Genomic DNA, 23,957 nt, shown 5'->3' with positions numbered 1-23,957 from the left:
GGCCAACACAGCCGGCTCGCCGGTGGTCGGTCCTCGTTCCCAGCACGAGCACTGCCTCGAACGCGCTCATCCGCCGCGACCCGCGAGATCCGAAGTGGTTATCGCGGACCTGTGGACGATCGACGGTCAGAGGGACGTTAAACACAGTGAGACACGTTGCCCTCCTGAAGAATTCAAGCTGATTCGACACCCGCATCGGATCGACCGGCCGCAGGCAGCAGATTGTTCACGAGCAGACCGAGGGCGAACCGGAAGCGGTCGGGTCCGGTGCCGGAGATCAACTCGGTGGCATGGCGTCGAGTGTGCGGGAATTGCTCGGCGGGCAGCGCGGTGAAACGGTCCAGCAGCTCCTCATGGCTGAGCACCCATTCCTGATCCTGGTGCCGTCGTCGTTGCTGGACCAGTGACTGCTCCAGCGCGTAGGCGCTGACGTAGAGGGACATCGCGTCGCGGGCCCAGCCGGCCGTCTTCGGTTCGATGCCGCCCGCGAGCAGGATTGCCAGGATGCCTTCGCCGACCCGCAGAGTGTCGAGGTTGGTCGACACCATCGCCAGCGCGGCGCGCGAGACTCCGGGGTATTTCAGGTAGAGGTCGCGGATCTGCGTGTACACCCCGAGTAGCTGGTCGCGCCAGATCTCCGAATCCGGTTCAGGGAGAACGACTTCGGCGAATAGCCTGCCGATCAGCAGATCGTCGATGTCGTCCTTGTTGACGATGTGCGCGTACAGCGATGACGGACCGGTGCCGAGCACGGTGGCGACCCGGCGAATGGTCAGCGCGTCATACCGCGCTGACCGACTACGACGTACTGCCCGACGGCAAGGTCCGAGCCCGATTCGCTCACCGCGACCCGGTCACCGCCGACCTGCTCGTCGGCGCGGACGGTGTCACCTCCGCGGTCCGCAGTGTGTTGGCACCGCAGATCACCCCGACCGACACCGGCGTCCGATTCGTCATCGGCCGCACCCCCTTGACCGACGAGTTCGCCGGTCTGTCAAAGGCTTTCGGCTCGAAGATCGCGGGAGACGGCGTCAGCCTGTTGCTCGGCGCGATGCGTTTTCGCACTCCGCCGAAGCAAGCTGCCGAGCAGTTGGCACCCGACGTCACGTTGCCCGACATCGGCGATTACGTGCGCTGGGCCATGATCCTGCCGCCGAACGGCTCACTACAGGACCTGACCCCGCAGGACGCCGTGCTGTCCAGGATGCACGGCTGGCACCCGCAACTGCGCGCGCTGATCGAGCAGGCCGACCCGGACAACAGCACCTTGCTGTCCATCCGAGTGGTCGAGCCCCGCGAGCGCTGGGCATCCGGCCCGGTCACGCTGCTCGGCGATGCCATCCACGCCACCTCCCCCACCGGCGGCAACGGCGCGAACACCGCACTGCGCGACGCCGATCTGCTGCGCCGCTGCCTGATCGAGGCAAACGAAGGTCGTCGGGATCTCGGCGGCGCGGTAGACGACTACGAGCGGCAGATGTTCGAGTACGGCGCCGAGGCCGTGCGCAGCAGTCTCGAGAAGCTTCCCGCCTTCGCCCCCGAAGCGAAACTTCCCTAGACCCAACCCGTCGCGGGCAACTCCGGGTCGTATGGTCGAGGGAAAGACCTCGTCGTTGTCTCCGATGCCGAAACCATAGCGGTGCAGGATTTCTCGCACATTCTCTCCCATGGAACCGACACTGTTCCGGGCGGAGACATGGACGTCGTAACTGACGAAACCTGCACGTTTCCGGCCACCGCCGATGTGGTCAGGGGAGCTGGCCGCCGGTGCAGTTGGTGGTGCAGGGGGAAGTGCTCCCGGAGGACAGGCTGATCAGGAATTTGGCGAAGGCCTCGGCGACGGGTATCCGCAGGGCGGCGGGGAGCATATCTTCGACACTGCTCAGGCCGTGGCCGGAGGGCTCGAGGATTTTGATCAGGGCCGCCGAGCCGGAGTCGGACGTGGAGGAGCCGACGGCGGGGTCGAGAGAGCCAGTGCTCGAGCCTACGTCCGCAGCCGTCTCGGCCGGGGATTCGAGGGTGATTTCCGCGTAGGCGGGGCCGGCAGCAGCGGTGATGGCCGCGGCCAGGGTCAGCGTTGCCAGTCCTGTTCGGAGCGCCTGCTTCTGGAGAGACATGGACGCAGGTTATTTGAAATCCACCTGCTTCAGATGAGATTGGTGCCCATAGTTTCAGGGGCATGCCATCGGGACTGCAGGGTGCGGTCGAGTGCTGGCATGCTGGGCGGAGGTCAGATCAAGATCAGGTCCGTATCCGGAACGTGTGGGCCATCAGCTCCGATACCGACCTGCGCCTGGTCCGATAACGCCTTGACCAGTGAGGAGCCTTGCCATGTCCGCCGAGCCATTCCAGGTCAGCATCACCGAAGCCGAGATCGCCGACCTGCGTGAACGATTGCGACGGACGCGGTGGCCCGAGCCCGAGCCGGTGGACGACTGGTCACAGGGTTTGCCGCTGGCGTATGCGCAGGAGTTGTGCCGCAGCTGGGCCGAGGACTACGACTTCGGGTTCGCCGAGCGGCTGAACGCCTTTCCGCAGTACCGCGAGACGATCGACGGGCTGGGCATCCACTTCCTGCACGTCCGCTCGCCGGAGCCGGACGCGTTCCCGCTCGTGCTCACCCACGGGTGGCCGGGTTCGGTGCTCGAGTTCCTGGAGGTCCTGGGCCCGCTGACCGACCCGCGTGCGCACGGCGGCGATCCGGCGGACGCGTTCCATGTGGTCGCGCCGTCGTTGCCCGGATACGGCTGGAGTGACAAACCGTCGACGACCGGATGGGGTGTCACGCGCACCGCGCGCGCCTGGGACACGTTGATGGTCTCGCTGGGTTACAAACGGTACGGCGCACAGGGCGGCGACTGGGGTTCGGCGGTATCCGGCGCGCTGGGCGAGGTGGCGCCCGAGCGGGTCGTCGGCGTGCACCTGAACCTGGGATCCGTGGCGGCGGGCACGTTCGACGACCCGACACCCGCGGAACTGGCGAATCTGCAGGCCGAGAAGCAGTTCCAGCGCACCGGCCGGGGATACTCGGCGATTCAGGCGACCCGGCCGCAGACACTCGGCTACGGCCTCACCGACTCCCCCGCGGGCCAGGCCGCCTGGATCGCCGAAAAGTTCTGGGCCTGGACGGACAACAACGGCCACCCCGAGGACGCGGTGTCCCGCCGGCAGATCCTCGACGAGATCTCGGTCTATTGGTTCACCGCGTCGGCCACGTCGTCGGCGCGCCTGTACTGGGAGAGCTTCGCCAACTTCCGGGACAAGGTGAGCGCCCCCTCCGGACTGTCGATCTACCCGCGCGACATCACCCGCCCGTCGAGGCGGGAGGCCGAACTGCGTTTCACCGACCTGCGCTGGTTCGAGGAACTGCCCCACGGTGGCCACTTCGCCGCACTCGAACAGCCGCAGTCACTGGTCGAGCAGGTACGCGGATTCTTCCGCCTGTTCCGCTGACTGTCCATGCCATTCATGTAAGTACGGAGCGGCGAAATATCAACGGGCGGAGCATCATACGACCACCAATATTGCGTGATCATGCCGACGAGCGCACTCGCAGATCGGAGGGCACCCGGCCTGACCCTCCATGAACTGCCGCCGGCAGTCAGTTTTCACACTGTCGGGTGGCCAGAGCGGAGGTCCAGGCCGGATCAGGATTCGCGCGGGCGCCGCCGAATCCACGACATTGCCGCATACCGCGCTGCCCGAACCGGTCGACGGGGAGCGACTGGGGGCGAGACCGGCTGTCGCGCGGGCACATCCGCTCCTGTCGAGTTGAGTGTGTGGCTGGGTGTCCCGTCTAGAACCCGAAGTCGGTGGGGTTCGGTGGGACTGTGTTCACGCCCAGAGCCTGCAGTTCCTCGGCGCTGATCACTTTGTCGGCGTTGTCGCCGAGAAGCACACCGAGCAACGTGGTCAGAATATCCAGGTGAGTCACTCTGGACTCTTCGTTGAGTTCGGCGATCCAGCCGATGCCAGACAGGAACGCATCGTGAATTCCGACCTGTTCCAATCGGTCATGGATCAGCCCTGCTTCCAGATAGCCGTCCATGGGCCCCGCGATGGACGCATATGATCTCGCCACGCTCCGGAAGACCAATAACACCGGGCGCATACCGGCGGGTACCGCCGCCATTTCCAATGTGATCCCGAACAGCCGTTCAATGCCTGCCAAGAGGGCAGTCCGATGCCCGTGCAGCGCTTCGGGGTAGCCGACACGCTCGGCATCGAAACCGATGTCCGAAGGGTTGTTCGCATCGATGTAGGCCAACGCGAATCCGCGACGGTCGTATGTTTTCACGTTGTCGAAGTCTAGGGACAAGGTCGTAGGTACGAGATCAACCATCCGGGGGCAGGCTGAAATATGGAACGCTGCGTTGTGCACCCAGCCAATCGGCCAGCGCCGGTCCTAGCGCTTCTCCTGATTACTCCCCCGCCGAACGCACGAAGTTCGGGCGATCCGAACCAGCTTCCGTCGCGTTCGGCGTATCGAGGCTCTACGGTGGGATGATGATCTCGGCTCCCGACGGCGCTGCGCCAGGGCAGGTGATCCTGCTCAACGGGGTATCGAGTTCCGGTAAGAGCAGTCTCGCTCGTCAGCTTCTCGGTGATCTCGACCGCCCCTTCTTCCACATCGGTGCGGACATGATCGGCACGATGCGTTCCGAACCACAGACACATCTGCTGGATCAGGACGCGCTGCAGCAGGTGCTGTATCGGACGCGGGCCGGATTTCATCGAGCGGTCGCCGCAATGGCGTTGGCGGGCAACGACATTGTGATGGATCACGTATTGAGTGAACCGTGGCGCTTGCGGGATTGCCTGGAAGTCATGACCGGGATCGACGTGGTGTTCGTCGGTGTCCATTGCTCGCGGGACGAACTGGTTCGGCGCGAGAAGCAGCGCGGCGACCGGCTCGTCGGTACCGCGATCGCACAATTGGCCGGCACACATCGGCACGGTGTCTACGACTGCGAGGTCGATACAAGTTCACAGAAATTGGCCGACTGCTCGGCCGAGATCCGGCGATGCGCTGGTGCTCGTGGGAACCCTCGGGCTTTCGACAGGCTCCGTACTGCGCTCTGACACGGGCTCGGCCGAAGCACACAGGATCGTCGGGACGGTTCCGGACTCGTGTGCCTGGCGTGATGCCTGGCCAAGTCCCCGAGGAGGCGACCTGCACGGCGGTCGGTCGGTGTGCAGTCCACATAACCGCAGGCGGGGAGGTCGTCGGATCGCGGTCCGATGTGACTGTGGGGCAACAGATCTCCTTATTGTCCGCGACGCTCTAGAGTTGCCGCTGGGTCGGGCGGACCGACCCGGGATAGGCGGGAGAGCCGATGAGTGAGCACGAAGACGACCTCAAACATGCGCTGATCGAGGAACAGAACAAGAACCGTGAATTGGACGTCAAGGTAGCGGGTCTCGAACGGCAAGTCGGCGAATTGCAAGCCGACCTCGAAGCGGCGACCACGCGGTACGAGGAACTCGACGGCCTCTACAAGAAGGTCCTGACCGAAGCCGCGGACCTGATTCCCGAATCCTGAGTCACGCCCGGGTGGAATTCGGCACCCGGGTCGATGTCGACGATGGGTAGCCGTCATGCCGAGCCCGCCGCCGATGGCCGCGAGCTCGGCACGGTGGTGCTCCAGCCGCTCTGCCGCCGAACGATTTTCGATGCACCCGCACGGCGCGACCCCGCGGCACCGGGCACGCGAGGTTTCAGCGCGCCTCGCCACTGGGGCTATCCCGGTTCGCTGTGTCTCGCGCCCTGACTTTGCGTTGCTCTGCGCGCAGTGCCCGCACGAACACCACCACGACGGCCACCCCGAGAACGGCGACCCCGCCCAGCGCGCTGCCTGTCGCCCAACTCGCGACCATGCTGATCACAAGCAGTGCCACTCCGATCGGTGACGACCGTATTCGTTTCATGATGAATCCCCCTCTACCCGACAGCCTTTCACGCCGATACCGCAGAGATATACACGCACTTTCGAAATCCCGAGCTTTGCGACGATCAGTGGTCCACGATCATTTCAGATCTTGTATGGTGACCAACCGAGGCTCACACTATCTCGGGGGAATCAACTTGGAACACAAGGCTTTACGACGGCATATCCTGGCCGTCGCGGCAGCGGCGATGGCGGCCACAGCCGTCACCGGCGTCGCGGACGCGAGCCCCGGCATGCCTGCGGAGACGGCTGTCACGATCGCTTTGCCCGCTCCGACCGGACCGTATCCGGTCGGTGTCACCGACTGGCATCTCACCGATGCCGACCGCGCCGATCCGTGGGATCAGAGCCGACGCCGCGAACTGATGGTGCAGATCTGGTACCCGGCCGACGACGCGGGCAGCTCACCCCTGGCACCGTGGTTGCCGCCGGGCGGCCGAGAAGAACAGCGCTACGGTCTCGCTCAGAGCGGTGTCGCTCCCGACAGCTGGACGCTCGCCCCCAGCCACAGCCGCAGTGACGAGCCGGCCCGGGTGGGCGGCGGGCAGTTTCCGATCCTGTTGAATTCTCCGGGCCTGGACGACACCACCGGGTTGAATACCGCCCAGGCCGAGGATCTCGCCAGTCACGGCTACATCGTGGTCGCCGTCAATCACACCCACGAATCCTTCGCCGTGCAGTTTCCCGACGGTCGCATCGAACGCACGATGGTGCCGTTGGATTCGCCGCCGAGCGTCCTGTCCGACCAATTGCTTCCGGTTCGAGTCGCCGACACTCGGTTCGTTCTCGATCAACTCGCTGCGACAGCTCGGCACTCCACTGCGGGTCCCGCGTTGCCGCCGAACCTCCCCGACATTCTGGATGTGACGAAGGTCGGGATGTTCGGTCATTCGCTCGGCGGGACGACCACCGCGCAAACGATGCACGACGACCGACGAGTCGCCGCGGGCATCAACCTGGACGGGCCGATACTCGGCTCGGTGGCCGCCGACGGTCTCGATCGCCCGCTGCTGATGCTTGCCAGCGATACCTCCCCCTGGTTCGCCAGCCCCGGCTGGGAACCGTACTGGGCCGACAACACCGGACCGAAGTTCCCCCTGCGCATCGCGGGCACCAGGCATATGTCCCTCACCGACGCGCAGGTGTTCGTGGCGGATCTGGCGACCGCCGGTCTGCTCAGCGCGGACGTGCGGAACGCCGCGATCGGCCCGATCGACGCCACCCGCTCGATCGATCTGCAGCGCTCCTATCTGCTGGCCTACTTCGACGCCGTGTTCGGCCGCAGCGCCAGGTCCCCCGTGGAAACCATCCAGCGACTCGCGCAGCCGGAGATGCTTCCGCATCCGTGAACCGATGCCGGTGTCTCGACAATCATTGCCGCACTGCGTAACCGGGTGCTGCGGGACGGAACCCGGCGCGCCGATCCGACGTGCCGGGTGGGTTCAGCCGGCGAATCGGGCGACGGCGTCGTAGATGGCGCCCACCATGGCCGGGCTGCCGGTGTGCCCGGAGTCCTCGATGATCTTCAGTTCCGCGTCCGGCCACGCTCGGGCGAGCTCCCACGCGGTGAGTGACGGCGCGGACAGGTCGAGACGCCCATGGATCAGAACACCCGGGATCCCCGCGAGCCGATGGGCCTCACGCAGCAGCTGGTCGTCCTCGAGCCAGGCCCCATGCGCGAAATAGTGCGTGCAGATTCGCACGAACGCGAGCAACGCCGCATCCGGCTTGGCACTGTATTGCCCTGGCGCGCCCAGGGTTTCGTGGGCGATCGCCGCGTCCTCCCAGGTGCACCAGTCGTGTGCGGCCTGCTCGCGCACAGCGGGATCCGGCTGTTCCATCAACTGCCGATAGCCCTCGACCAGGTTCCCGTCGCGATATTCGGCAGGCGCCCCACTCCGGAACCGTTCCCACTCGATCGGCAACAGCAACCGCAGGCCGTGATAGAGCCAGTCGATCTCCTGCGGCCGGGTCATGAAGACTCCCACCAGCACGATCCCGATGACCCGGTCCGGGTGGCGCTGAGCGTAGGCGAGGATGAGGGTGCAACCCCACGAGCCGCCGTAGAGCACCCATCGCTCGATCCCGAGATGCTCGCGCAGCCGCTCCATATCGGCCAGCAGATGTTCGGTCGTATTGTGCGCCAGGTCGACACCGGGGTCGGAGGCGTGCGGCAGACTCTCGCCACAGCCGCGCTGATCGAACATGACGATCCGGAACACGGTGGGATCGAATGTCTTTCGAGCTCCCCGCCGTCCACCACCGCCCGGACCGCCGTGCACCACCAGGACGGGCCGGCCGTCCGGGTTTCCGCTCGTCTCCCAGTAGACGCGATCACCCTCCCCGACATCGAGCAAACCGGACGCATAGGGCTCGATCTCGGGAAACGGTGGCCGCGCTCCAGACCCAGACATGGCCGCAACGCTACCTGCGCGTGCCGAAACCCCTGCCGGGAACTCGACACGCGAGCGGCGCCGACCGGCTCACTCAGTGCAGATAACCGGTCAGCCCGTCGCCGACTCGACGTGCGGCCGCACACGGTTCCTGCGGTGCGTCCGCCTGCAGATTGCGCGTGACGAACAGGACGAGCCCCATGGGTACCGTCACCCCGATGTAGCAGCCGATCTTGTTCGTATCCTGCGCTGCCCGATACTGATCGGCCGGTCGAGCCGCGACCGTGACGGCGCTGAAGTCCACGTAGCGCCCGCCCTGCTTGAAGTCGTCGATCGTCTTGCGTGTCGCCACGATCGTCACTTCGGACTTGCCGGTCACCGACTGCCAACGGCAGCTGACATCACCGGAGTTGTCGGTGCCGGTGAGCACCGTTCTGCTGTCCGCACGGAACCCCAGCTTCGTGATGTCTGCCTCGGAGATCCCGCAGGGATCCCAGAGCGCCACCGGCTCTGTCGTCGCGGGCTGTCGATCGATCGACGTCGCCACCGTCGGGGTCTCCGGCGCGGTTCCCGGCTCGTCGTTCCCCGCGGTGGGCACGGAGGACACCGACGCCGCCGATCGCGAACTGGGCGGGGCCGACTGGCCACTGCCGGTGTCGCTATCGCATCCGGACAGCAGCATTGCCACGCCGGCAGCCGCCACCACCACTCCTGTAGACCTACTTCCGAGCATGACGAAACTCCTTCACAGCAAATCTTTTCAGCGAGACTCAGCCATCCATGCCCCGAATGTCGGGTAGCCGAGATCCGGCGTCACGAACGGATGCCGAACTCGGGTCGCAGTGGGCCCGGTTCACATCTCGGCGAGCCATCAGAACGCGCCGCAGCACTCCGTTCCCCATTGCGACCTCGATGACTGAATCGACGACACAGCTCCGCCTGTTACACGCAAATTCCGACACAGAGCGCGGATACCGTTGGGGCAGTGCTTGTTTCGTTACAATTGACAACGCCATAACACGTGAAGGGATGCTGCACCAGACACCATTCATGGGGTTGCGGAGCCGGACCGGCAGTGGCGCAACGACATTCCGGCAGGCGCGCCCGGGCGGGCAGAGAACACGCCCTGACATCAGTTCAGGTCGTAGGTCGCTCCCACCCGATTCGATGCCGTTCGGCACACTCGCCTGATCTCTGACACACTGACCAGTCGCCAGAATTGGGTCAGGCACGTGAAAGGGGCGGGGATGGGCGAGGTTCCGGAGTGGTCGAGGCAGATGCCGTCGGGCGTCCGAGTCGATTGGGGTTTGACGGGCGCGCGGGCGCTGGGTCCACAGAGCGCGGTGGTCGTGGTGGTGGACGTCCTGTCGTTCACGACATCCGTCTCGGTCGCGGTCGATGCCGGGACCCAGGTCCTGCCGTACCCGTGGCGAGACGGGAGCGCCGCCGAATTCGCCGCCGAGCAGAACGCGGAACTGGCGGTCGGCCGCTCCGCCCTCTCGGCACAGCAGCCGTGGTCGTTGTCGCCCGCGTCCCTGCGCCGTGCGCCCGCCCCGGCGCGGTTGGTCCTGCCCTCCCCGAACGGATCCGCGATCTCCGCCGCTGTCACCGGCATTCCGGTGATCGCCGCGTGCTTGCGCAACGCATCGGCGGTCGCGGACTGGATAGCCGGTCGTGGCTGGGGAACCGAGTCGAGTCCCGTCACGGTGATCGCCGCCGGTGAACACTGGCCCGGCACCGACGTCCTGCGGCCCGCGATCGAAGACTGGCTCGGCGCCGCCGCCGTCATCGCCGCACTCGCCGAACGCGGTACCGGCCCACTGTCCCCGGAAGCGTCGCTCGCCAAGGCCGGCTACGACGGCATCGAGGACGTTCGCACGCTGATCCTCGATTGCGCGTCCGGCCGCGAACTCGCCGCGATGGGATTCGGCGACGACGTCGCCATCGCCACCGAAATCGAAACCAGCAAGAGTGTCCCGCTCCTGGTCGATGGAGCGTTCGTCAACGCATCCTGAACGAGCGACGCACGCCCCGATGTCGTTGGGTCGCAAGCGAATCGTGGTTCCCCGCCCGTCGGGGAACCACGATCTCGCGAGTCGCCGAGCTCAGAGGCGTTCGATGATGGTGGCGTTGGCCAGGCCGCCCGCCTCGCACATGGTCATCAGTCCGTAGCGCCCGCCGGTCTGCTCGAGATGATTGACCATGGTGGTCAGGATCCGAGTCCCGGAGGCGCCGAGGGGGTGACCCAGGGCGATCGCGCCGCCGCGGGGGTTGAGTTTAGCGAGGTCGGCACCGAGTTCGTGTGCCCAGACCAGCGGGACGGGGGCGAAGGCCTCGTTGACCTCGTAGGCGTCGATGTCGTCGATGGACAGCCCGGCTCGGGCCAGCACCTTGCGGGTCGCGGGAATGACGGCGGTCAGCATGAGCAGCGGATCATCACCCACGACGGAGAAGTTGTGGAAGCGGGCGCGCGGCCTCAGGCCGAGCTGGTTCGCCTTCTCCTGGCTCATGATCAGGGCCGCGGAGGCGCCGTCGGTGAGCGGGGAGGAGTTGCCGGGCGTGATGGACCAGTCGATTTCCGGGAAACGCGCCTTGAACTCCGCATCCACGAACGCGGGCTGGAGCCCCGAGAGACCCTCGACAGTCGTTGTCGCACGGATGGTTTCGTCCGCCGTCAGCGTGCCCGCGGCCACGAGTTCGTTGTCGAACCCACCGTTCGCGGCGGTCTCGGCGGCGAGTCGATGTGAGCGGGCGGAGAATTCGTCCAGCGCGGCACGGTCGAACTTCCAGCGCGCGGCGATGACCTCGGCCGCGATCCCCTGTTGCACAAGCCCGTTCGGGAATCGGTGTGCCAGCGGCGCGCGGTTGGCGTCCTTGCCCTGGGCATTGGAGAACATCGGGGCTCGCGACATGGATTCCACGCCGCACGCGATCGCGATGTCGTACGCCCCGGCGAGCACGCCCTGGGCGGCGAAGTGCGCGGCCTGTTGACTCGACCCACATTGCCGGTCGACTGTGGTGGCCGGCACGGTATCCGGGAATCCGGCCGCCAGCGCGGCCGTCCGCGAGATATTGAACGCCTGCTCACCACTTTGCGTTACGCAACCACCGATTACATCATCGACCAGGGCGGGATCGATTCCGGTGCGCTCGACGAGCGCTTCGAGCACTCCGGCGAGAAGCGTTGCCGGATGTACTTCCGACAGTCCACCACCGGCTTTTCCCTTCCCCGACGGGGTGCGTACGACGTCGACGATGACGGCGGAGGTCATGTGTACTCCTTGTTCGTGCCAGCCTCACCGGATGTGAATTCCGGTTAACATAAGCACTGTACCCCAGGAGCGGCGCGCGGTCAGCCACGAGTTTTCGCCGCCCGGCCAAGTAGCCGAATGGTTGCTAGCCTGTCGCTATGACCACCCCCGATGACGAATCCCCCGAGCCCTTCTGGACTCTGGAGGCTCGCCTGTCCACCGCGTTGCTGATGCTGGCGGGCTTCGTCGGCGCGGCCGCGTACGCGCATTCGGCCGGTTACTTCGTCACCTTCATGACCGGAAACACCGAGCGCGCCACCATCGGCCACTTCGTCGGCGATCACACCATCGCCCGCAGCGCCGCGTTGCTGATCCTGGCCTTCCTGTCCGGCGTCTTCGTCGCCTCCCTGTGCCGGCGCTACTGGTGGCGCAACCACCCGCACGGCGCGACCGTGCTCGCCACGGTCGCACTGATCGGCGCGGTCGCCGCGGACGCCTTCCAGGAACAACAGGATGTCGGCATCGGTCTCGCGCCGATCCTGTTCGTGGCCTTCGGAATGGGCGCGCTCAACACCTCGTTCGTGAAGAACGGCGAAGTGTCGATTCCGGTCTCGTACATCACCGGCACCCTGGTCAAGCTGGTGCAGGGCATCGAGCGGCACATGGCCGGCGGCACCGTGCGCGACTGGCTCGGCTACGCGGTGCAGTACGGATCCTTCGTCGTGGGCGCACTGCTGGGCGGTCTGGTGAGTCTCGTGGTGGACGGCCCGTTCATGCTCGATGCCGCGCTCGTCGGATCCGCGCTGGTCGCGGCCTATACCTGGCGTGCGGACGAGCGCTGGTACCGACGGCAGTGCGCTCGCGAACAACAGGCCTGACGGTCGCTTGGTTGGCGAGTATCACAACCGCGCACCACACCGGGCAAATAAACCGCAAAACGTCCTATTTGGGCATATTCTCCGAATTATGACAACCAGCAAAGAGGAAGTTACCGAGGGGCCGGTGCACATGCTGGCCCGAAGCGCGTGGCAGTCCATCCTGGTCACCGGTGTGCTCTCGGTGATCCTGGGCATCATCATCCTCGCCTGGCCGGGCAAGACTCTGCTCGTCGCGGGCATCCTCTTCGGCATCTATCTGATTGTGTCCGGTGTGTTCGGTCTGATCGCGGCCTTCGGCCTGCACCTCAGCCCCGGCATGCGCATCCTGGGGTTCATCAGCGCGATCCTGTCGCTGATCCTGGGATTCCTGTGCTTCCACGACTGGACCGACCGCGGCGAGGCCACCGCGATCCTGCTGCTGGCCATCTGGATCGGCATCAGCTGGATCTTCCGCGGTGTCAGCTCGCTGATCACCGGCGTATCGGGAGACGGTCTGCCGGGCCGTGGCTGGGCGATCTTCTTCGGCATCGTGCTGATCATCGGTGGCGGCTGGCTGATCGCGGCGCCGTTCGGCTCGCTGCTGACCCTGACCCTGGTGGCGGGCTGGTGGTTGATCTTCATCGGCATCATGGAGATCATCAGCGCGTTCCAGGTGCGCAGCAGCAGCAAGACAGTGCCGCAGGCACTCTGAATTCACGCTCCGGTCCGGCGGTCGCCTCGTGTCGAGGCGGCCGCCGGTTCCGTTGTGCGGCAGACGGTTTCCCGATTCAGCGCGGACGCTTGGGCCGCTTGTCCATCAGCCGCAGAATCAGCGGCGTGAAGATCAGCTGCATGGCCAGGTCCATCTTGCCGCCGGGCACCACGATGCTGTTGGGCCGGGACATGAACGAATCGTGCAGCATGGACAGCAGATACGGGAAGTCGATCACTTTCGGATCCGCGAACCGGATCACCACGAAACTCTCATCCGCGGTCGGAACGGTGCGCGCGGTGAAGGGATTCGAGGTGTCCACGGTCGGCACCCGCTGGAAGTTCACATACGTGCGCGAGAACTGCGGACAGATGTGCTTCACGTAGTCGGGCATGCGCCGCAGGATGGTGTCGATGATGGCCTCGGCGGAGTACCCGCGTTCGGTCTTGTCGCGGTGCACCTTCTGCATCCACTCCAGATTCACGATCGGCACCACCCCGACCAGCAGATCGGTGTACCGGCCGACATCGACGTCCTCGGTCACCCCGGCCCCGTGCAGACCCTCGTAGAACAGCAGATCGCTGCCCGGCGAGAGCTCCTCCCACGGGGTGAACGTGCCCGGGGGCTGACCGTACGGCTTGGCCTCCCCCTCGTCGTGCAGATACCGCCGCACCGCGCCGACGCCGGTCTCCCCGTAGTCGCGGAACAGCGCCTCCAGCTCACTGAGCAGATTCGCCTCCGGTCCGAAGTGCGAGAAGTGCAGGTTCCGGTTCTGCTCGGCTTCGGCCATGGCCAGCGCCATCTCGTTGCGGTCGTAGCGATGGAACGAATCTCCCTCCACGATGGCCGCATTGATGCCTTCTCTGCGGAATATCTCCTGGAAGGTCCGCGTGACGCTGGTCGTCCCCGCACCGGACGACCCGGTGATCGCGACCACGGGATGTTTGACCGACATGGCACCTCCTCGATTGCCGGACAGCGATTTTCGCGGTTCTCAGCGTTCGGCCGAACGGAACAGCGACCGCGACCCGAACAGCGAGGCGTCGAAGGCCGGCCCCTCCTCGGGTTCGCGGTGGTAGCGCGCGATGCGCTCGACTTCGTTGCGGGATCCGAAGATCACCGGGATGTGCTGATGCAGTTCCTCCGGCTGCACCTGCAGCACCCGCTCGTGCCCCGTGATCGCCGCTCCCCCGGCCTGTTCGACGATGAAGGCGATCGGATTCGCGCCGTACAACAGCGACACCCGCCCCGGCCGTGCCGGATGGCGGGTGTCGCGCGGGTACATGTACAGCCCGCCACGAGTCAGGATGTGAAAGGTGTCGGCCACCAGTGAGGCCACCCACCGCATATTGAAATCCCGCCCGCGCGGGCCGTCCACGCCCTCGAGACATTCGTGGACGTAGCGGCGCACCGGGCGTTCCCAGAAGCGTTCGTTGGCGGCATTGATCGCGAAACCCGAAGTGTCGTCCGGTATTCGCATGCGCGGATGGGTGAGCACGAACGCCCCGACCTCACGATCGAGGGTGAATCCGTCCACGCCGCTGCCGGTGGTGAGCACCAGCATGGTGGCCGGTCCGTACAGCGTGAACCCGGCGCACACCTGCTGTACGCCGGGCTGCAGGAAGTCACCGCCGGTGGGCTCGCGCGAGTCCTCCGGTGCGCGCAGCACGCTGAAAATCGTTCCCACCGGCAGATTCACATCGATATTGCTGGATCCGTCCAGCGGGTCGAAGGCCAGCAGATACTTCCCTCGCCGAAACTCGCTGGGCACCAGATGAATCCCGCTCATCTGCTCCGACACCAGCGCCGAAAGCGGCCCCGTCCACTGGCTTTCGGACACCATGATGTCGTGCGCGATGGCATCCATCCGCCGATGCACGCTCACCGGCAGGCTGTCCGCCGCGGCCGCGCCGAGCGACCCCACGATCGCGCCGCGGGTCACCTGATTCGCGATGATCTTCGTCGCGGTGGCGAGCACGTTCAGCAGGGCCGAGAACTCACCCGAGGATCCGGGATGCTTGTGCTCCTGCTCGATGGTGTAGCGAGTGAGGGTCTTGTGTCCTTCGGGCATTCCGCTCAATTCCTCACTGGGGAGCCCCCTCCGTCGCGGGGGTCTCTGTGAATACACTGCTGCCGTAGACGTCGCCGTCGGTCAGGGTGATCAGGTCGGTGCGGCCGACCGGGCGGTGCAGCTCGACCAGCCGCTTGGCCTGGCGCAGGCGTAACCGGTCCAGGGCATTGCGCACGCTGCGGGCGTTGGCGAAGCGCGGGCGGGCCATGCGCAGTTCCAGATAGTCCGAGAAGGCTCGGCGGGCCGCGTCGTCGAAGCGGAAGTTCTCCTGCCGCACCATGAGATCGGCGATCTCGACGAGTTCGCCGTGCGAGTAGTCGGGGAACTCGATGTGGTGCGCGACGCGGGAGGACAGGCCCGGGTTGGCGGAGAAGAAAGTGTCCATGCGGTCCGGGTATCCGGCGAAGATGACCACGAGGCTGGTGCGCTCGCTCTCCATCTCCTGCAACAGGATCTCGATCACCTCCTGCCCGTAGTCGCGTTCGTTCTCCGGGCGGAACAGGTAGTACGCCTCGTCGATGAACAGCACGCCCCCGGCGGCTTTGGCGAGGGCCTCCTTGGTCTTGGGCGCGGTGTGGCCGATGAACTGGCCGACGAGATCGTCACGGGTCACCGTGTGCACCTTGGGTTTACGGATGTATCCCAGGGCGTGCAGCATCTCGGCCATGCGCAGGGCCACGGTGGTCTTGCCGGTGCCCGGACCGCCGGTGAAGCTCATGTGCATGGTGGGGCGGGTGGCCTGCAGACCGAAGCGCTGACGGGCGCGGTCGATCAGCAGCAGCGCCGCGATCTCACGCACCCGGCGTTTGACGTTCGCCAAGCCGACGAGTTCGGCGTCGAGCCGGGCCAGGGTCCCCTCGACGTCCTTGCCCGCCACATCCGTGGACAGATCGAGCAGGGCGTCGTCGGCCAGCGTCTCGGGCGGCGCGTCCTCGGCTCCCTCGGTGGTCGTGCCGCGCCCCGGGACCGAGCCCGCGGCTCCGGGTCGATACATCTGGAAGCCGCCGGCCGAGCGGCCGGGAGCGGACTCCCGGCCGTTCGGCGTCGCGGGCGCTTCGCCGCTCACGATGATCCTCCGCTGTGCACAGGCATTCAGCCGCCGTACCTTTCACCGGAACGCCGATCCAGGGCGTACGCGTGGAAGCCGTAGTGCTGGGACCGATCCGCGCCCTCGGTGCGGTCGAGCCGGAATCCGGGCTCCTCGGCCGGGCGCTGCACCAGGAAGCTCAGCGCCGTGGTCTGCCGACCGTAGGAGGCGTCGTACGCGATCACGCGAATGTAGTGGCGCGGGAACGTCGCCCGGCAGGCGTTGATCTCCGCGAGCACGCCGTCGGGCTCGTCGAGATCGAACAGGGGCAGCCCCCACATCTCCCAGTACACATTGCGGGGGTGCGGATCATCGGTGTATTCGATGGAAACGGGCCAATTGTTCAGGAGCGCGTACCTGACCTGTGCGGCGATCTCGGTATCGCTGAACTCGGGCAGGTACGAGAAGGTGCCGTGACGCAGACGCATTGCGGTTCCTCGCTTTTCAGTGTGTGACCGTGGGCACGGCGTCGGGAGCATCGGTGGAGGTGTAGTCGAAGGTGACATCACCCCAGGTGTCCAGCGCCGCCCGCAGCGGCTTGTTGATCTCGGCGGCGCGGCGCAGCACGTCCGGGCCCTCCTCGAGCAGATCGCGACCTTCGTTGCGGGCCTTGACGACTGCCTCGAGCGCGACCCGGTTGGCTTCCGCGCCCGCCGCGATGCCCATCGGATGGCCGATGGTGCCGCCGCCGAACTGCAGGCAGACGTCGTCGCCGAACAGGTCCAGCAGCTGGTGCATCTGGCCGGCGTGGATACCGCCCGATGCCACGGGCAGCACGCCGGGCAGACTCGCCCAGTCCTGATCGAAGAAGATCCCGTTGCGCGGGTTCGCCGGAATGTGGTTGTCGCGCAACGTGTCGTAGAAACCCTTGACCGTGTACGGATCACCCTCGAGCTTGCCGATGACCGTGCCCGCGTGCAGATGATCCACGCCGATCAACCGGCACCACTTGGCCAGCACCCGGAAGCTCACCCCGTGCGTCTTCTGCCGCGTGTAGGTGGAGTGCCCGGCACGATGCAGGTGCAGCAGCATGCCGTTTCGACGGGCCCACTTCGACATCGACTGCATCGCGGTGTATCCCACGGTCAGGTCCATCATGATGATGACGCTGCCGATGGACTTGGCGAACTCGGCCCGCTCGTACATGTCCTCCATGTCCGCGGCGGTGACATTGAGGTAGTGCCCCTTGACCTCACCGGTTTCGGCGGTGGCGCGGTTCACGCCCTCCATGGCGAACAGGTAGCGATCACGCCAGCGCATGAACGGCTGCGAGTTGATGTTCTCGTCGTCCTTGGTGAAATCGAGTCCGCCCTTGCAGGCCTCGTACACCACGCGCCCGTAGTTTCTGGCGGAGAGACCGAGTTTCGGCTTCACCGTCGCACCGAGCAACGGGCGACCGTATTTGTTGAGATATTCCCGTTCCATAACGATTCCGTGCGGCGGCCCCTGGAAGGTCTTGACATATGCGACGGGAATCCGCATATCTTCCAGGCGCAAAGCGCTCAAAGGCTTGAAGCCGAATACATTTCCGATGACCGAGGAGGTCAGATTGGTGATCGAGCCCTCCTCGAACAGGTCGATATCGTAGGAGACGTAGGCGAAATACTCCCCCGGACGACCCGGCACCTCCTCCACCCTGTAGCACTTGCCCTGGTAGCGGTTGTGTGCCGTGAGCCGATCGGTCCACACGACCGTCCATGTGGCCGTTGAGGATTCACCGGCCACCGCGGCGGACGCCTCGATCGGATCCACGCCCTTCTGCGGAGTCACCCGGAACACCGCGAGTACGTCGGTGTCCTTCGGTTGATAGTCCGGGGCGTAATATCCCATCGACGCGTAGGTATGCACGCCCGGATCCCACCGACCGGGCCCAGCGTCCTGGTCATCGACAGCTTCGGCCATCATTCCTCCTGCGAACCGGGTTGGGCCACTTGTGTTTCCAAGGATGACGGCGTGGAACTCCACAAACAATTCGAACTTTTCTCGTCTTACTCAACCGTTTCGTCAGGTTTGCTACCGTCTGAAGATGGGAACGGTGAGCGCGGTTCGAATGGAAACATTTCTCGCCGTGGCTCGTCACAGCAGTATTCGGCGTGCGGCAGCGCAGCTGCACATCACCGAGGCCGCCGCGTCGGCGGCGGTCGCGCACATCGAGAAACAGCTGGGCGCCAAGCTGATCGCGAAATCCGGCCGCGGGATCGCGCTCACCGAGGCGGGGCGGGTGTACGCCGACTATTGCCGCAGCATCCTGGGCCTGATGAAGGAGGCGCACGCCGCCGTTCGCGAGGCCGAAACCGGGCGGCTGCGGATCGGCGTGGTGGCCACCGCCGGCGAATATGTGCTGCTTCGGCTGCTCTCGACCTTCCGCAACCGCTACCCTGAGATCGAGCTCGGGCTGTCGATCCAGCCTCGCGATGTCCTGTTCCTCGAATTGACCCACCACGAAACAGATCTCGTGATCGCAGGGCGCCCGCCCCGCGACGGGGGTCTGATCACCCGTGCGCGCAGACCCAGCCAGCTGGTGGTGGTCGGAGCGCCCGGGCGCTGGCCCGATCCCTTCGAGGCGACCTGGCTGTTACGCGGATCGGGCTCCGGAACGCGCGATACCACGCTCGCACTGTTCGATCGGCTCCAGATCCGGCCGCCGACGCTCACCCTCGGCACTCACGGCGCGGCTCTCGCGGCGGCGCGAGAAGGGTTGGGCGTCACCCTGATTCACTCCGACGCCATCGAATCCGATCTCGCCGACGAGCAGCTGGAGATCGTTCCGGTGGAAGGGACGCCGTTGAACCGGCCCTGGCATGCGGTCACCACTCGCACGCCGACCCCGGCGGCCCGGCTGTTCCTGACGCATATCGTCGATCCGGATCGCGTGGGCGACAGGGCATTCCGCGCAGCGTGAACGGTGGATCCGTCAGCGCGGCGAGAGGCGGGTGACGGTGCCGAGGTAGCTGCTCACGTAGAGGGAGTTGCGGTCCCAGCCGGGTCCGTCGCCGAACTGCACATGGGTGCTGAGCGGGAGGTTCTCCGCGATCGTGCACCAGTGACCGCTGTCGGGATCCACCCGCACGATCCGGCCGCCGACATTCAGTGCGACATAGACCATTCCGTCCGGACCGATGCTGAGTCCGTCCGCCGCGTTCAGAGGTCCGAAGCCGGGCAATTCGATGCGGGTCGACTCTTCGGGCCGAGCCGGGTCGATCACGGAGATCGCCGTGGTCGGGTCGAAGGTGCTCGACACGTAGATCCGTTGTCGCGCTGCGTCATAGGCGACGCCGTTCGTGGATGTCGCCGCCGAGGAATACGGTCCCGCGGCCGCTCCCCCGCGCACCAGTGTCAGCCGGGTGTCGTCGGACATGTCGTTCGCGACCACGAATTCTCCGCTCGGCAACTTGGCCAGTCCGTTCGGCTGCGCCAATCCGACGGCGATGGTGTCGATCACGCCGGTGCCGAGGTTGATCGAGGCGATCGTCCCCTCGCTCTTGGCCAGCTTGGACTGCACGCTGAGCCCGGTGGTGTAGTAGGCGACATCGCCGATGACGCTGATCGGCCCGGCCCCGCTCACCTCCGGGACCACGGTGCTGCGCACGCCGTCCGCACTCAGCCGCCGGATCCCGCCGCCGGTGCCGGTCAACGCCTGCTCGGACAGCAGCATCCCGCCGCGCCCGTCGAAGGCCAGGCTTTCGAGCATTCCGTACCCGCCCGCGACCTGAGTCGCCGTCCACTGCCCGCAGTCCGATCCGGTCGCGGCCTGCGCGCCGATCGGATTCACCAGCGGCACGAGCGCTGTTCCCAGGGTGGTCGCCATCATCGTGCACACTGCGGACACGCGAACTCTCATGCCGAAACTCCCGGTTGCTCATCGATGCCGACCCTGGGCGATCCTCGCCCCGGGCATGCGGCAGAATTTCTCGCAGGCACGGTAGTCGCACTACCTGCGGCGCACGTTCGCTTCACCGCGAATCATGCAACATCACAACACCTTCCACGCAAACCAGGCACGTCGACAACCCGTTCGCACCGCCGACCTTACGCCCCACGGTTTCCCGCCGCACCACCCCCCAAACCGGCCAGCCGATTCCACACCGCGCGCGCCACCGAAAACCACCGGGCCGTTCGGTATCCTCGACCAGCCGCTTTGCGTACTCCCACATGCGTTTTCACGCCGGGCAACTTGGCACGATCCGTCATGTCCGTTGCAGTCAACTATGTCCGTTATGCATGACTGCCCGTCGCTACAGTGGTCGACGGTCCGGAGGGTGTGGGCACTGTCCGGGCCGGATCGAGGGGTGAAGGTCCCGCCCGTGCTCCCGGTGGCTATCTACAAAGTCCGGGCGCGACCTTCACACCCTGAGCACACCGGGCCCGACGCCCACGACGTGCGGTGGTGGAGAGAGGCGGGGGATGTGACGAGCGCCCAGCGGTTGCTGGCCGAAATCCTGGGTCGCTACGGCACCGTGGACGCCTTCCTGGCCCGCCTCAGACGCGCCCTCGACGAAGCCCCCACCATAGAATTCGCCACCCTCACCCCCTGGCCCGAGCCCGCCTGGGCCGAACCCACCACCCGAGGCCGACACCGCCGCACCGACTCGGACTGATGCTCCGCGCTACCCATACGATCGTGGTGATTGTCACCGCGACGGGGAACACATCGGCCGCTCCGATAGCCTGGCTCGATGTTCTTGGTCCAGATTGTGGCGGCGCGGGTGCCGAAGCGAATGCTCTCGATGTTCCTGCGGAACGCGGAACTGTTGAAGTTCCTGACCGTCGGCGGGATCGCGTTCGTCACGACCATGGCGCTGTTCTTCGGTCTGAAGTGGACCATTCTGTCGGGCAAGCCGCTCACGGCGAACGTCGTCGCCACCCTCATCGCGACCGTTCTGTCCTACATTCTGAACCGGGAATGGGCGTTCACCGCACGAGGCGGCCGCCAGGGCAGACACGAGGCGGCCCTGTTCTTCGTAGTGGCCGGCATCGGCCTGGTGATCACCCAGCTCCCCCTGGCGATCTCGAGCTACATCTTCCAGCTCCGAACACCCCACGTATCCGTTCTGGTCGAGAACATCGCCGACTTCATCAGCGCAACGATCATCGGCACCCTGCTGGCCACCGCCTTCCGCTGGTGGGCCATGCGCAAATTCGTCTTCCCCCACCCGGTTTCGACCGAACTCGCACCGGACGAACCGGTTCAGTCGAACCAGCTCTAGCCCAACCACCGATCGAGTGCGGGCCGGCGAACACTCGATCGACGTCGTCAACGGGACGGGCCGGCGGGCAACCGAACCTCAGGCGTGGCCGACTACTGGTGGAATGCGCCTCGTGCCGCAACGGGGTTGGACGCGGGAGCGACGGGCGCGTAGAGGAAGCCGTAACCGTCGCGGAGCAGGTGCCCGTCATCGGAACGGACCGAATAGGCCACGGTGTAAATCCCGGCGGGGCCCAATCCTTTCAGCTGCGTGGAGATCTGCGCATCCGAGACCACCGTCTCGGTCTGGTACTGCAGCCCGTCAGGGCCGGTGACGGTGAGCGAAGCGTCCTCGGGCAGCAGCGTGCTCGCGAAAGTCAGCGTCACCTGCTGCGGTGCCACGGTCACCACCGCCGCAGCGCCCGGGTCGGTCGTGTTCAGCGACGTATGCGCCTCGGCTGCACCACCTGCCGCGAAAACCGTTCCCGCCGTCGCCAACGTCACGACCGTCATCCGCAACCACGCCCTCATACCCACACCCATTTCCTCGAACGATCACCGACATCTCGCGCGGCACGAGCCGCGCCGAATTTCTGCCGAAACCAGCAGGCCACCGTGCGTGACCGAGGCGCTCCAGCGCGAGAGATTGTGCCCCACAATGCTCTTGGGCTACAACACCGCAGTGGCCGTGGTCACAGCAATCCATCACCGGACCCGAGGCGCGAGACCTCGTCCACCGGGCCGCGGAGACGCGATCCCGCAACAGATCCGGGCCCCGGCCGACACCGTTGGCCGATAAACGCTGAGAACGGGAGCGCTGGATGAGGACGGTGATCATGATGTCCAGGCCCAGCAGGCGTCCGGCGACCCGATTCCGACGCCTATCAGCGAGCACTCCGAGTCATCGCACGGAACTTCACCGGCCCTGAAACTATGTCGGATAGTAGATTCGGCGTGCGGGTTCGGTGCCCGGGGCGAGCACGATCGAGGGAGAACGATGAAGGGGCTGGGGGCACTCGAGAGTCGGGTGATGGCGGTGCTGTGGGAGAGCCCGGATGCGCTCACGGTGCACGATCTGGTCGAGCGGCTCGGCGACGACGAGCGGGTGCCGGCGTACACCACGGTGCTCACGGTGGTGACGCACCTGTGGGAGAAGAACTGGGTGCGGCGCGAGAAGATCGGTCGTTCGTACAGTTATCTGCCACGCCGCACCCGCGCCGAGGCGACCACCGATCTGCTCCGGGAGATCCTCGACGCCAGTCCCGATGCCCCGGCGGTACTGCTGCACCTGGCCCGCACCGCCAGCGCGCACGAGGTGGACGCACTGCGGCGGGGACTCTCCGATGGACGGCCGTAGCTCATGATCCTCATCACCGCGTTGCTGGCCGCGGGCATCGCGCTGGCCGCGGCCACGCCCGCCGTGCTGTCCCGAATCGATTTCACCGCCGCCCCGCTCGCCGGGATGGTGGCGTGGCTGGGGGCGAGCGTCGCGACGCTGGGATGCGGTGTGCTGGTGCTGATCGCACTGCTGTGGCCGGGCGATCCGCCGGGCGAGTTCCTGGCGGGCAGCGTACTCGAGAGCCTGGGCGCGATCGAGCCGATGGTCGTGACCTGGACGGCCGGGCTGATCCTGCCGGTCGCGGCGATCGGCATCACCGTGCCCACCGGACAGCTCGCGCGAATCGCGATCGGACATCGCGGACGCGGTGCGGCGCTGCGCCGCCGGCACAACGAACTGGTCCGAGTGCTGGGCCGCGCCGATCCCACGAGCGCGAACCTGGTGTGGCTGGATCATCCGATTCCCCTGGCCTACAGCGTGGCCGGCCGCGACGGGTACATCGTGGTGACCGAGGGCCTGGCGCGCTGCCTGGACGAGGCGCAGTGGCGGGCGGTGCTCGCCCACGAGCGGGCCCATCTGCGGGGCCGTCATCATCACGTGCTCGGCGTGAGCCGCGTTCTCGCCCAAGCTTTTTGGTGGGTCCCGCTGTTCGGCGCGGCCCCGGCGGCACTGGCCACCCTGGTCGAACTCGCCGCCGACCGCACCGCGGCGGTCTCGACCGGCCCGCTGGCCCTGCACTCCGCACTGCACGCGGTCGCCGCGCACGCGGGCACCACACCGCTGGATCTGATCGACGAATCCCTGACCGTGCGGCTCGAATGCCTTTCGGCCGCACCCGAATCCCGGACGGCGTCTCGTCGCACCGCGACGCTACTACTCCTCGCGACATCGCTGCTGGCCCCGGCCGCGGCCGCGTTCACCGTCGGGCTGAGCGCGGCACTGGCAGGTCTGCTGATCGGCTGAGAATCGCTGCAAAATACTATGTTCCATAGTATTTTGACGGGCGAGGCGCGCGCCACCTGACCCAACCCCTCCTGAAGAGCGAGGAACATCGGCCGCCCCAAATGTGAAATGTCATCAGTTCAGAGTGAGACGCGTTGCGTGTCAACACCTC

General features: G+C 66.1%; 27 protein-coding genes. 13 read left to right on the top strand and 14 right to left on the bottom strand.

Features of this window, described 5'->3' with window-relative positions; all coding sequences use genetic code 11:
* Positions 1-173 precede the first annotated feature (173 nt).
* Positions 174-752, bottom strand: coding sequence for a TetR/AcrR family transcriptional regulator C-terminal domain-containing protein (locus NJ1_RS00755; protein ID WP_245717159.1), 579 nt, complete (start codon positions 750-752; stop codon positions 174-176).
* Between NJ1_RS00755 and NJ1_RS00750 the strand changes: the two genes are divergently transcribed.
* On the top strand, positions 731-1,558 hold the full coding sequence (locus NJ1_RS00750; RefSeq protein WP_245717158.1) for an FAD-dependent oxidoreductase: 828 nt from the start codon (positions 731-733) through the stop codon (positions 1,556-1,558). The genes NJ1_RS00755 and NJ1_RS00750 overlap by 22 nt on opposite strands.
* A 190-nt stretch (positions 1,559-1,748) precedes the next feature.
* Here the strand turns inward: NJ1_RS00750 and NJ1_RS00745 are convergent, their stop codons facing one another.
* Positions 1,749-2,117, bottom strand: a complete 369-nt coding sequence (locus NJ1_RS00745; RefSeq protein ID WP_067685944.1) for a hypothetical protein — start codon at positions 2,115-2,117, stop codon at positions 1,749-1,751.
* A 214-nt stretch (positions 2,118-2,331) separates the two neighbouring features.
* Here NJ1_RS00745 and NJ1_RS00740 point away from each other — a divergent pair, with 214 nt between their 5' ends.
* On the top strand, positions 2,332-3,453 hold the full coding sequence (locus tag NJ1_RS00740; protein ID WP_067685943.1) for an epoxide hydrolase family protein: 1,122 nt from the start codon (positions 2,332-2,334) through the stop codon (positions 3,451-3,453).
* 343 nt (positions 3,454-3,796) lie between these two features.
* On the opposite strand, the gene NJ1_RS00735 is transcribed toward NJ1_RS00740, so the two are convergent.
* The gene (locus tag NJ1_RS00735) at positions 3,797-4,297 is read right to left on the bottom strand and encodes a hypothetical protein (RefSeq protein ID WP_067685941.1); all 501 of its coding nucleotides are present in this window, start codon (positions 4,295-4,297) and stop codon (positions 3,797-3,799) included.
* A 209-nt stretch (positions 4,298-4,506) separates the two neighbouring features.
* Here NJ1_RS00735 and NJ1_RS00730 point away from each other — a divergent pair, with 209 nt between their 5' ends.
* Positions 4,507-5,082 (top strand): chloramphenicol phosphotransferase CPT family protein, encoded by a 576-nt coding sequence (locus NJ1_RS00730; protein ID WP_157573668.1) that lies wholly within the window; start codon positions 4,507-4,509, stop codon positions 5,080-5,082.
* Positions 5,083-5,336: 254 nt separating this feature from the next.
* Positions 5,337-5,543 carry a hypothetical protein gene (locus NJ1_RS00725; protein ID WP_067685937.1) on the top strand — a complete coding sequence of 69 codons (207 nt, stop codon included), beginning with the start codon at positions 5,337-5,339 and terminating at the stop codon, positions 5,541-5,543.
* A 175-nt stretch (positions 5,544-5,718) separates the two neighbouring features.
* On the opposite strand, the gene NJ1_RS39610 is transcribed toward NJ1_RS00725, so the two are convergent.
* A complete protein-coding gene (locus NJ1_RS39610; RefSeq protein WP_169813064.1) occupies positions 5,719-5,928 on the bottom strand; it encodes a hypothetical protein in 210 nt (69 codons plus the stop codon).
* Positions 5,929-6,085: 157 nt separating this feature from the next.
* Here NJ1_RS39610 and NJ1_RS00715 point away from each other — a divergent pair, with 157 nt between their 5' ends.
* The gene (locus NJ1_RS00715; protein WP_169813063.1) at positions 6,086-7,297 is read left to right on the top strand and encodes an alpha/beta hydrolase family protein; all 1,212 of its coding nucleotides are present in this window, start codon (positions 6,086-6,088) and stop codon (positions 7,295-7,297) included.
* Positions 7,298-7,390: 93 nt separating this feature from the next.
* On the opposite strand, the gene pip is transcribed toward NJ1_RS00715, so the two are convergent.
* Together pip and NJ1_RS00705 are read right to left on the bottom strand one after the other, a co-directional pair.
* Positions 7,391-8,362 carry a prolyl aminopeptidase gene (pip, locus tag NJ1_RS00710; protein WP_067685931.1) on the bottom strand — a complete coding sequence of 324 codons (972 nt, stop codon included), beginning with the start codon at positions 8,360-8,362 and terminating at the stop codon, positions 7,391-7,393.
* 73 nt (positions 8,363-8,435) lie between these two features.
* A complete protein-coding gene (locus NJ1_RS00705; RefSeq protein ID WP_084477603.1) occupies positions 8,436-9,074 on the bottom strand; it encodes a DUF3558 family protein in 639 nt (212 codons plus the stop codon).
* Between the two features lie 514 nt (positions 9,075-9,588).
* Here NJ1_RS00705 and NJ1_RS00700 point away from each other — a divergent pair.
* The gene (locus tag NJ1_RS00700; RefSeq protein WP_084477602.1) at positions 9,589-10,356 is read left to right on the top strand and encodes a 2-phosphosulfolactate phosphatase; all 768 of its coding nucleotides are present in this window, start codon (positions 9,589-9,591) and stop codon (positions 10,354-10,356) included.
* 90 nt (positions 10,357-10,446) lie between these two features.
* Here the strand turns inward: NJ1_RS00700 and NJ1_RS00695 are convergent, their stop codons facing one another.
* Entirely contained in the window at positions 10,447-11,613 is a 1,167-nt protein-coding gene (locus NJ1_RS00695) for a thiolase family protein (RefSeq protein WP_067685925.1), read from the bottom strand.
* Between the two features lie 137 nt (positions 11,614-11,750).
* On the opposite strand from NJ1_RS00695, the gene NJ1_RS00690 reads away from it, so the two are divergent.
* Both NJ1_RS00690 and NJ1_RS00685 read left to right on the top strand, forming a co-directional pair.
* Positions 11,751-12,470 carry a YoaK family protein gene (locus NJ1_RS00690; RefSeq protein WP_067685923.1) on the top strand — a complete coding sequence of 240 codons (720 nt, stop codon included), beginning with the start codon at positions 11,751-11,753 and terminating at the stop codon, positions 12,468-12,470.
* A gap of 88 nt (positions 12,471-12,558) precedes the next feature.
* Positions 12,559-13,161, top strand: a complete 603-nt coding sequence (locus NJ1_RS00685) for an HdeD family acid-resistance protein (protein WP_067685921.1) — start codon at positions 12,559-12,561, stop codon at positions 13,159-13,161.
* Positions 13,162-13,237: 76 nt separating this feature from the next.
* Here NJ1_RS00685 and NJ1_RS00680 read toward each other — a convergent pair whose 3' ends face one another.
* From NJ1_RS00680 to NJ1_RS00660, 5 genes are read right to left on the bottom strand one after another with little or no spacing between them, the layout of a single operon-like run.
* On the bottom strand, positions 13,238-14,116 hold the full coding sequence (locus tag NJ1_RS00680; RefSeq protein ID WP_067685919.1) for a phosphoribulokinase: 879 nt from the start codon (positions 14,114-14,116) through the stop codon (positions 13,238-13,240).
* Between the two features lie 39 nt (positions 14,117-14,155).
* Positions 14,156-15,232, bottom strand: a complete 1,077-nt coding sequence (locus NJ1_RS00675; RefSeq protein WP_067685918.1) for a class 1 fructose-bisphosphatase — start codon at positions 15,230-15,232, stop codon at positions 14,156-14,158.
* Between the two features lie 13 nt (positions 15,233-15,245).
* Positions 15,246-16,298, bottom strand: a complete 1,053-nt coding sequence (locus tag NJ1_RS00670) for an AAA family ATPase (RefSeq protein WP_245717157.1) — start codon at positions 16,296-16,298, stop codon at positions 15,246-15,248.
* A 26-nt stretch (positions 16,299-16,324) separates the two neighbouring features.
* Positions 16,325-16,747: a ribulose bisphosphate carboxylase small subunit gene (locus tag NJ1_RS00665; protein WP_067685916.1), complete on the bottom strand. Its 423-nt coding sequence runs from the start codon at positions 16,745-16,747 to the stop codon at positions 16,325-16,327.
* 16 nt (positions 16,748-16,763) lie between these two features.
* Positions 16,764-18,221, bottom strand: a complete 1,458-nt coding sequence (locus NJ1_RS00660) for a form I ribulose bisphosphate carboxylase large subunit (protein WP_157573667.1) — start codon at positions 18,219-18,221, stop codon at positions 16,764-16,766.
* A gap of 124 nt (positions 18,222-18,345) precedes the next feature.
* Between NJ1_RS00660 and NJ1_RS00655 the strand changes: the two genes are divergently transcribed.
* Positions 18,346-19,221, top strand: coding sequence for a LysR family transcriptional regulator (locus NJ1_RS00655; protein WP_245717156.1), 876 nt, complete (start codon positions 18,346-18,348; stop codon positions 19,219-19,221).
* Positions 19,222-19,233: 12 nt separating this feature from the next.
* On the opposite strand, the gene NJ1_RS00650 is transcribed toward NJ1_RS00655, so the two are convergent.
* On the bottom strand, positions 19,234-20,160 hold the full coding sequence (locus NJ1_RS00650) for an SMP-30/gluconolactonase/LRE family protein (RefSeq protein WP_067685912.1): 927 nt from the start codon (positions 20,158-20,160) through the stop codon (positions 19,234-19,236).
* Between the two features lie 565 nt (positions 20,161-20,725).
* Between NJ1_RS00650 and NJ1_RS38635 the strand changes: the two genes are divergently transcribed.
* Both NJ1_RS38635 and NJ1_RS00640 read left to right on the top strand, forming a co-directional pair.
* Positions 20,726-20,917 (top strand): hypothetical protein, encoded by a 192-nt coding sequence (locus NJ1_RS38635; RefSeq protein WP_157573666.1) that lies wholly within the window; start codon positions 20,726-20,728, stop codon positions 20,915-20,917.
* A gap of 78 nt (positions 20,918-20,995) precedes the next feature.
* On the top strand, positions 20,996-21,526 hold the full coding sequence (locus NJ1_RS00640; protein ID WP_067685908.1) for a GtrA family protein: 531 nt from the start codon (positions 20,996-20,998) through the stop codon (positions 21,524-21,526).
* Between the two features lie 92 nt (positions 21,527-21,618).
* Here the strand turns inward: NJ1_RS00640 and NJ1_RS00635 are convergent, their stop codons facing one another.
* Positions 21,619-22,017, bottom strand: coding sequence for a copper resistance CopC family protein (locus NJ1_RS00635; protein ID WP_067685906.1), 399 nt, complete (start codon positions 22,015-22,017; stop codon positions 21,619-21,621).
* A 484-nt stretch (positions 22,018-22,501) separates the two neighbouring features.
* Between NJ1_RS00635 and NJ1_RS00630 the strand changes: the two genes are divergently transcribed.
* Together NJ1_RS00630 and NJ1_RS00625 are read left to right on the top strand one after the other, a co-directional pair.
* Positions 22,502-22,861: a BlaI/MecI/CopY family transcriptional regulator gene (locus tag NJ1_RS00630; RefSeq protein ID WP_067685904.1), complete on the top strand. Its 360-nt coding sequence runs from the start codon at positions 22,502-22,504 to the stop codon at positions 22,859-22,861.
* 3 nt (positions 22,862-22,864) lie between these two features.
* Positions 22,865-23,806, top strand: coding sequence for a M56 family metallopeptidase (locus NJ1_RS00625; protein ID WP_067685902.1), 942 nt, complete (start codon positions 22,865-22,867; stop codon positions 23,804-23,806).
* The last annotated feature ends 151 nt before the right edge of the window (positions 23,807-23,957 follow it).

The sequence above is a fragment of the Nocardia jejuensis NBRC 103114 genome, from assembly GCF_001613145.1.
Taxonomy (GTDB): Bacteria; Actinomycetota; Actinomycetes; order Mycobacteriales; family Mycobacteriaceae; genus Nocardia; species Nocardia jejuensis.
Note: the sequence above shows the minus strand (reverse complement) of the source record. Positions and strands in the feature narration are given on the sequence as shown.

What these genes read in the sequence shown, in the direction of transcription:
- NJ1_RS00750 (WP_245717158.1), top strand. Translation starts at nt 731, where the DNA reads ATGACGGACCGGTGCCGAGCACGGTGGCGACCCGGCGAATGGTCAGCG.
- NJ1_RS00690 (WP_067685923.1), top strand. Translation starts at nt 11,751, where the DNA reads ATGACCACCCCCGATGACGAATCCCCCGAGCCCTTCTGGACTCTGGAG.
- NJ1_RS39610 (WP_169813064.1), bottom strand. Translation starts at nt 5,928, where the DNA reads ATGAAACGAATACGGTCGTCACCGATCGGAGTGGCACTGCTTGTGATC.
- NJ1_RS00675 (WP_067685918.1), bottom strand. Translation starts at nt 15,232, where the DNA reads ATGCCCGAAGGACACAAGACCCTCACTCGCTACACCATCGAGCAGGAG.
- NJ1_RS00685 (WP_067685921.1), top strand. Translation starts at nt 12,559, where the DNA reads ATGACAACCAGCAAAGAGGAAGTTACCGAGGGGCCGGTGCACATGCTG.
- NJ1_RS00725 (WP_067685937.1), top strand. Translation starts at nt 5,337, where the DNA reads ATGAGTGAGCACGAAGACGACCTCAAACATGCGCTGATCGAGGAACAG.
- NJ1_RS00655 (WP_245717156.1), top strand. Translation starts at nt 18,346, where the DNA reads ATGGGAACGGTGAGCGCGGTTCGAATGGAAACATTTCTCGCCGTGGCT.
- NJ1_RS00665 (WP_067685916.1), bottom strand. Translation starts at nt 16,747, where the DNA reads ATGCGTCTGCGTCACGGCACCTTCTCGTACCTGCCCGAGTTCAGCGAT.
- pip (WP_067685931.1), bottom strand. Translation starts at nt 8,362, where the DNA reads ATGTCTGGGTCTGGAGCGCGGCCACCGTTTCCCGAGATCGAGCCCTAT.
- NJ1_RS00730 (WP_157573668.1), top strand. Translation starts at nt 4,507, where the DNA reads ATGATCTCGGCTCCCGACGGCGCTGCGCCAGGGCAGGTGATCCTGCTC.
- NJ1_RS00745 (WP_067685944.1), bottom strand. Translation starts at nt 2,117, where the DNA reads ATGTCTCTCCAGAAGCAGGCGCTCCGAACAGGACTGGCAACGCTGACC.
- NJ1_RS00740 (WP_067685943.1), top strand. Translation starts at nt 2,332, where the DNA reads ATGTCCGCCGAGCCATTCCAGGTCAGCATCACCGAAGCCGAGATCGCC.
- NJ1_RS00680 (WP_067685919.1), bottom strand. Translation starts at nt 14,116, where the DNA reads ATGTCGGTCAAACATCCCGTGGTCGCGATCACCGGGTCGTCCGGTGCG.
- NJ1_RS00630 (WP_067685904.1), top strand. Translation starts at nt 22,502, where the DNA reads ATGAAGGGGCTGGGGGCACTCGAGAGTCGGGTGATGGCGGTGCTGTGG.
- NJ1_RS00695 (WP_067685925.1), bottom strand. Translation starts at nt 11,613, where the DNA reads ATGACCTCCGCCGTCATCGTCGACGTCGTACGCACCCCGTCGGGGAAG.
- NJ1_RS00650 (WP_067685912.1), bottom strand. Translation starts at nt 20,160, where the DNA reads ATGAGAGTTCGCGTGTCCGCAGTGTGCACGATGATGGCGACCACCCTG.
- NJ1_RS00625 (WP_067685902.1), top strand. Translation starts at nt 22,865, where the DNA reads ATGATCCTCATCACCGCGTTGCTGGCCGCGGGCATCGCGCTGGCCGCG.
- NJ1_RS00705 (WP_084477603.1), bottom strand. Translation starts at nt 9,074, where the DNA reads ATGCTCGGAAGTAGGTCTACAGGAGTGGTGGTGGCGGCTGCCGGCGTG.
- NJ1_RS00700 (WP_084477602.1), top strand. Translation starts at nt 9,589, where the DNA reads ATGGGCGAGGTTCCGGAGTGGTCGAGGCAGATGCCGTCGGGCGTCCGA.
- NJ1_RS00660 (WP_157573667.1), bottom strand. Translation starts at nt 18,221, where the DNA reads ATGGCCGAAGCTGTCGATGACCAGGACGCTGGGCCCGGTCGGTGGGAT.
- NJ1_RS00635 (WP_067685906.1), bottom strand. Translation starts at nt 22,017, where the DNA reads ATGACGGTCGTGACGTTGGCGACGGCGGGAACGGTTTTCGCGGCAGGT.
- NJ1_RS00640 (WP_067685908.1), top strand. Translation starts at nt 20,996, where the DNA reads ATGTTCTTGGTCCAGATTGTGGCGGCGCGGGTGCCGAAGCGAATGCTC.